Here is a 5980-nt window from a genome sequence, read left to right as displayed (position 1 = left end):
TTGCCTGCCGTCTTAATTCTGAATTCGTTTCCGCCGGTAAGCAATTCGACGTCCGCAGGGTTATCGATGGTGATGTCGTTGGCAGACCAGGCTACGGGAACCTCGTAATTCTCATTGCTGTTGATATTGCTGAGTTCTGTGGCAGTGAAGGGCTGGGTCGCTGTTGACCGCATTACATACTGACCGGTCTGTACATAAGACGTGATTTCCGTAAGCGTTGTAAACTTCTGCCATATGGAATTCTGCCAGAAATACACGGAGTTGGCAAATACAGCATTCCCTGCGCTTCCGTTGGCGGCAAGGTTCACCACCATCAGGCCATTGGCGGGATTGGCAATGGTAGCAGCATCATTCCTGCCGGTAAGGGCGAGCCTGGGCAGAAGGAAACCTTTATTTGAAGAAGAAATGTCCAGCAAAGCGGAGGAGTTCGGCGTTGAGGTTCCTATTCCCACCTGCCCGTAGATGAGAGCGGAGCACAGCAGTAACAGACTGATATTCGTTTTGATAATCATATGGATGAGGATCTTGAAGTTTAGTTGAGTTTCTGTAAACGTAACAACCGGGAATAGGCCAGACCGGTTCCGGATTCGATATTAAGGACACTGCCCGAAGGTGACGTCCCGTGATTTGTGGCGGAACCTTTGGCCACAACCGTTCTTACCAGGTTATTTTCCAGAAGATTAACCACAAAAGGCGTAATGATTACCGACCGGTTCCGGTCTCCCGTGCCTACGCCCCAGGCAGAACTGGATTTTGCAATATTCGTCCAGGTCGTTCCGTTGTCCGTGGACACCTGAACCATAAGGTCCATTGCCGCGGTACAGCTGCCTTCCGTAGTGTACGTCGTACAGTTGGTCGGTACCCATGGATTGTAACCTACATAGCCTGTGATTTCATACCGTCCGCTTGACAGAATCCTGAAATTATTGTTGGTCAGCGACACCCTGTTGCCCACATCCACATACATGGCTCCGGTTCCGGAAGGATTAAAGGTCACCACCGCCGCCTGGCCATTATTGAAATCCGTTTTATTGAGCTCCTGGTTTCCCCGGTTGGCCACGATGAATACCTGCGGGTAAAGCTCTGTTTCAAAAGTTTTGGAAGTGGCAATATCTACCCAGCTGGTGCCCGTCCAGTAATAAAATACATTGGCCCGGATCTGCGAATCCGTAGCAGAATTAGCGGTATTGTAGACGAAGAGCCCTACCACCGGATTGGGAATGGTGGTAACATCGGTCCTGTTCTGCAGGACGACCCTTGGAAATAAGATGCCTTTTTTCTGACCGGCCGGTAAGGTGCCGGCGTCCACATCCAGCAAAGCCGAGGGATGAGGCGCAGCGGTACCGATGCCCACGCCCTGGGAAAAAAGAAAGCTTCCGGTGCCTAAGAGGCTGACCGCAATTATTTTAAACAGATTTTTCTTGTACAGTCTACTGTTGGATATCATAATCAAGAAGAGTAAGGGTTAAGTTTTTGGATACGGGTATTTTTGAAGAAACGGTAATGGCAGGGAGCGGTGCATTGGGAAAATCCGTAGGGTTTTCTCCATGGATGCTGGAGGTGTCGGTAACAGCAAAGGGGTTCTGCACCACGAGCCGTATATCCTGTCCGGCCGTAAGGTTGATCGGCGTGGAAATCAGCACTGCGGTTTTCAGCAGGTTATTGGTTTTGATTCCCCATGCCGTACGGTTACCGATTACGTCGGTCCAGGTAGCGCCGTTATCGCTGGAAAGCTGCAGTTTCAGATTCAGGAAGCATCCCCGCTGGGTAGATCCGGTGCTGGTACGGTTCGGGTTATAGTTGATGTAGGCCGAAACTTCGTACAGCCCGGTAATATTGATCTTGAAAGTATTGCCGGATTTCACGGCAATGTTGCCTGCATTAAGGACAACGTCGGAATCTGCAAAACTCACCGGGATGCCTCCGTTGGCGGCATTGGTGGAATTGATGGATGCATAGGTAAAGCTCTGGGTAGCTGTGGAATTCAGGCTGATGATCCTGTTGTTGATGAAGTTCTGCAAAACCGATGTGGCCCCGAAGTCCAGCCACTCCGTGCCGTTCCAGTAATAAAAACGGTTACTGTGCACTTCATTGGGAAACGTTCCGGCATTGGCCAGGTTGTATACCAGCAGCCCATTGGCGGGTGACGGAACAGTCTGGGTGTCGCGGGAACCCGAAAGACTGACTCTCGGTGCAAGGAACCCCTTTTTACTGCCGGAAGGTAATGAGGAAGTATTGATTTCCAGGACTGAAGAAGCATCCGGCTGAGTAGTATTTATACCAACTTGTGCGTTGTAGAATGAAGCACAAAACAAAACAGGAAGAAAGAATTTGTTCATAAAAATAACATCATGATTTTAGCATTAGAAAGCGGCAAAGATAAGGTACATACCATAAAAATCAAATTTCCGGACGGGATTTAACATTATAGGCAGGCAATGACAGACGGATCTTCCGTCAGATAACCAGGTTACCGATACCGGAATTTCAGCCCGGATCATACATTATTTACAGACCACCCTGCTATTTACCGGAACACCCTAACGGTGGCATTCTTCCCTCCCTGCATACTTCCTGCCTAAAAAAAATCAACAGGGTTTACATGCTGAAAATTAAGTATTTATACTGACGGATGCTATTTTGTAAAGCGGTACTTTTGATAAGTACAACATTGGCATCGTACTGCTGCCGGTAGGTGTACCTCTCATACATCCGGAAATATTTGAGTAGATGGGGAAGCTGAAAACCAATCAGAGTAAGCAAAATTCAACACCAAACAACAAATCATGACCACCAACACAGCATCAACCACCACAATCGGAGATCTGAAAGATCTGGCCCGGCAATCTCTTCTGAAGCAGATTGAAATCATTAAGAACAGCCCGGAAAACAGTCCGGTGAATTTAGCAAACAAGGCACTTCTTACTTTTGACGATTCCACATCGGTCTGGGCAGCGGGAGGCACCCTTGAAGCGGGCGGACTCGTCTACTACGGCGTATCATGCACCCTGGCCCTAACCAATATTACGGATGTAAAAGCCGTAGAATTTGAAGCTCACGGATGGGGCGCCGTGGCTGCTGCCATAGAATGCGAGGTGGCCGGAGCTTTTGTGGTAGATCCCGGCACCGTAGCAGGAAACTGTGAATGGGCAATTGTGGCAGGTGCCGTAGAAGAAGGCGCCGTATCACTGACATTAATGACAGAATCAGGCTCCCTTATCGGCACGTTTGCCGGACTGGCAGAAGGCATAGGCGCATTTACCTGGGGTAAGGATAACGGACAGCTCACGGTATCGGGATAGTCCGGTTCCGCAAATCTCATGAGTCCGTTTCACTACAGGTGAAAACGGACTTTTTTTGATGTCTCCCGGGCTTCTGCCAGAGGATGATTTTTACACCGCCGGTTCTTAACCTGCATCATAGAATTGTGAGACTGACTTATATCATCGATAAATAAAATACTTCTTCTTGTGCCACAGCATGATGGCCTTAAAAAGATTCCCTGCTGGATCCGATTTTGCTTTAACAGCCTGTCTCAACCGATTATCCGATCTCTATTTCGTTATACGCCATCCACCGTTTCAGATTCCCGGTCATCCTTTTCAGATGGTCTTCATTCAGGAAAATATTTGTCCAGTAATCAAACCGGTCGCACTGGACGCTGATGTAATAGGTCATAATGGCCAGACAGGCGAAAGGTAAGAACTTTTTCTCTTCGCTGCTGATGGCGGTGACGGTTTCATAACCCCTGATGAAGCTTTCCGCCTTTATCCGGTATTCTTCCTCATTCAGGTGTGTTGAAAACAACTGGAACAGGAAATAGGAAATGTCAAAGCACAGATACCCGTTGCCACAAAAATCGAAGTCAAAAAAGGTGATCCCTTTTTCATCATCAATATGCAGATTATCGAACCAGACATCGAGATGAACCGCCCCGTATCTCATTTCTTTTTTGTCCACACTTTCCATTTGCAGCATAAGGAATGCAGAAAGGTTTTCTAAAAATGCAGTTTCGCTGATGTTTTTATTGTAAAACGCCTTTGTCCTGGCTAACGGTTCCGTGAGCAGGTTCCGGGTGGTATAGGACATCCTCTTAAGCTTAAAATTTTCTGTCGACTGGTGGACTTTTGCCAATGCCTGACCGATGAGAAAACTTGTTTCAGGCGAAAATTTTGCCGTCTTTGTCCCGCTCGCATACGCAAACAGGACCCCGTACCTGGTCCCTTCCGGTGCCTCTATTTCCTGGATCAACCGGCCTGACTGATCTGCTATCGGACAGGCTACCGGCCGGCCAGCATCTGCCAGGTGCATCAGAAGCCTCAGTTCCTCTTCAATTTCCAGCCTGTTGCGCCAGTTGCAGGTATAGATTCTGAAAACATAGCGTTCTTCACCGTCACGGACAAGGTAAAGATGGTTCATCGCAAGCCGGAATATGCTGCATTCCGTCTCATTGCCCATGCCATATTGCTGTTGAATAAGTTCGCTCAGTGCGCCGGGCGAAAGGGTACTGTGAAGGGTTGGAAATTTCTCTGTCATGGTTGCTGATACCTGCCGGTTATAAAAATGGGTGCAATTACGTTAAAATTTTCCGTTTTTGCCTAAAAGAATTCGTTTTCAAAAGCGTTTTTGCTGCAAATCTTCTTCTTTCTGCTGCCGGAAGCCGGAGGAATGTCGGGATTTTCACAGCCAATATGAGCTTCAGTGCAGAATACGATCATCTCAAAAATCCGGATCAGAGCGAAAATAATTTACGGATGACATCCATCTTGTCAAGCTGCTGACATGCTGTTGTCACAACCGCAATGTATTTTTGCAGCAAACAAAACAGAAGAATAATGAATTTAGTATCTGCCAGAATCATTACTGCCGATGTTGAGGCTTTGGTTGCCTTTTACGGCAAAGTAACCGGATTAATGGTGAAACAATTTACCCCGGATTTTGCGGAATTGCAGACAGGAAACGCTACGCTGGCGATCGGCAGTCTCAGGACCCTGCAGTTTTTTGGCGGTGACAGCGTAGCCCGGGCCGCAGACAACCGTTCTGCCATCATTGAGTTCAGGGTAGACGATGTGGAAAAAGACTACGAACGGCTGTCTGGTTTTCTGGAACCCTACCTTGTTCAGAAACCCACACTGATGCCCTGGGGAAATAATTCCCTGTTATTCAGGGATCCCGATGGCAATCTGGTGAATTTATTTACACCGGTGAGCCCTGAAGCCGTCAGCAGATTCAGCGGCAGGAATGAAAAGGAATCAGGAATGGATTGATTAATTCGGTGAATGAGCAGATTCTTTATTGAAAGCTTGTCAAGGAATTCCGGTTGCATGGCTTTGCAGCCGGATGCCTTTCCCGTTACACAGGATGGCTTTACCTGAGATCGATTAATCGTATTTCACGGCTTTATCGATTTCTACGGGATTGTTGTATTTCCGTATAATCTGCTGCAGATTCTTAACCTGGGCATTCAATTCCTCGATGGTGCTGATCTGCTTTCCTCCGATGTTGATGTTCAGATCAGTACTGTGGGTGAAATTTGTCCTTTCAAAGGAAAAAGGATCGTTGTAAAAATCCATCATCAATTTCCTTTTTTGCTTCTCACTGACTGCAATGGCTTTGGTTCCGAAATTCGATTCCAGAAAATCCTCAGTGGCAACATTTCCCGGAAGATTCTGATTTTTAACCAGCTTATACCTAAAATTATTTTTATCATCCTGGATTTCAAAGATCAATCCCGGCAGTCCCCGGAATTTATAGGGTCCTTCATTGAACGGAATCTCTTTATTGAACCAGGCAATCCAGTGCCGCCCTCCGAAATCGGCTGTCGCTTTCTGAAGGTGATAGCCATCGTATTCTTTAGTATCATTTTCAATTTTCCAAGGAATGGGATCGGAAGTTGTATAGGAATAATAACCGAATTTAATATTGATGAAATTTTCGTTGGCAAAAGAACCTGTTTTCCTCCTGATAACCTGGCCTGTCA

At 47.1% G+C, this 5980-nt stretch carries 6 protein-coding genes and 1 pseudogene; 2 read left to right on the top strand and 5 right to left on the bottom strand.

The features are described 5' to 3' along the window. The 3 genes and pseudogenes from QZ735_RS09900 to QZ735_RS09890 all read right to left on the bottom strand — a co-directional run. Window positions 1-512: pseudogene (locus QZ735_RS09900) on the bottom strand (hypothetical protein); the annotation flags it as partial. Window positions 513-532: 20 nt separating this feature from the next. Beyond that, on the bottom strand, window positions 533-1447 hold the full coding sequence (locus QZ735_RS09895; RefSeq protein WP_294247594.1) for a hypothetical protein: 915 nt from the start codon (window positions 1445-1447) through the stop codon (window positions 533-535). Further along, window positions 1431-2339 (bottom strand): hypothetical protein, encoded by a 909-nt coding sequence (locus QZ735_RS09890; protein ID WP_294247592.1) that lies wholly within the window; start codon window positions 2337-2339, stop codon window positions 1431-1433. Before QZ735_RS09890 ends, QZ735_RS09895 begins: the two co-directional genes overlap by 17 nt. A gap of 447 nt (window positions 2340-2786) precedes the next feature. On the opposite strand from QZ735_RS09890, the gene QZ735_RS09885 reads away from it, so the two are divergent. Beyond that, complete coding sequence (locus QZ735_RS09885; RefSeq protein ID WP_294247591.1) at window positions 2787-3302, top strand: hypothetical protein; 516 nt, start codon at window positions 2787-2789, stop codon at window positions 3300-3302. 241 nt (window positions 3303-3543) lie between these two features. Here the strand turns inward: QZ735_RS09885 and QZ735_RS09880 are convergent, their stop codons facing one another. Then, window positions 3544-4536 carry a phosphotransferase gene (locus tag QZ735_RS09880; protein ID WP_294247588.1) on the bottom strand — a complete coding sequence of 331 codons (993 nt, stop codon included), beginning with the start codon at window positions 4534-4536 and terminating at the stop codon, window positions 3544-3546. A 299-nt stretch (window positions 4537-4835) separates the two neighbouring features. Between QZ735_RS09880 and QZ735_RS09875 the strand changes: the two genes are divergently transcribed. Further along, window positions 4836-5267, top strand: a complete 432-nt coding sequence (locus QZ735_RS09875; RefSeq protein ID WP_294247585.1) for a VOC family protein — start codon at window positions 4836-4838, stop codon at window positions 5265-5267. A 114-nt stretch (window positions 5268-5381) separates the two neighbouring features. Here the strand turns inward: QZ735_RS09875 and QZ735_RS09870 are convergent. Then, the coding region (locus QZ735_RS09870; protein WP_294247583.1) for a GLPGLI family protein at window positions 5382-5980 on the bottom strand (599 nt) is incomplete at its 5' end.

It is taken from the genome of uncultured Chryseobacterium sp. (genome assembly GCF_913776365.1).
Taxonomy (GTDB): Bacteria; Bacteroidota; Bacteroidia; order Flavobacteriales; family Weeksellaceae; genus Chryseobacterium.
This window is presented reverse-complemented; position numbering and strand designations above follow the sequence as displayed.

What these genes read in the sequence shown, in the direction of transcription:
- QZ735_RS09895 (WP_294247594.1), bottom strand. Translation starts at nt 1,447, where the DNA reads ATGATATCCAACAGTAGACTGTACAAGAAAAATCTGTTTAAAATAATT.
- QZ735_RS09890 (WP_294247592.1), bottom strand. Translation starts at nt 2,339, where the DNA reads ATGAACAAATTCTTTCTTCCTGTTTTGTTTTGTGCTTCATTCTACAAC.
- QZ735_RS09885 (WP_294247591.1), top strand. Translation starts at nt 2,787, where the DNA reads ATGACCACCAACACAGCATCAACCACCACAATCGGAGATCTGAAAGAT.
- QZ735_RS09880 (WP_294247588.1), bottom strand. Translation starts at nt 4,536, where the DNA reads ATGACAGAGAAATTTCCAACCCTTCACAGTACCCTTTCGCCCGGCGCA.
- QZ735_RS09875 (WP_294247585.1), top strand. Translation starts at nt 4,836, where the DNA reads ATGAATTTAGTATCTGCCAGAATCATTACTGCCGATGTTGAGGCTTTG.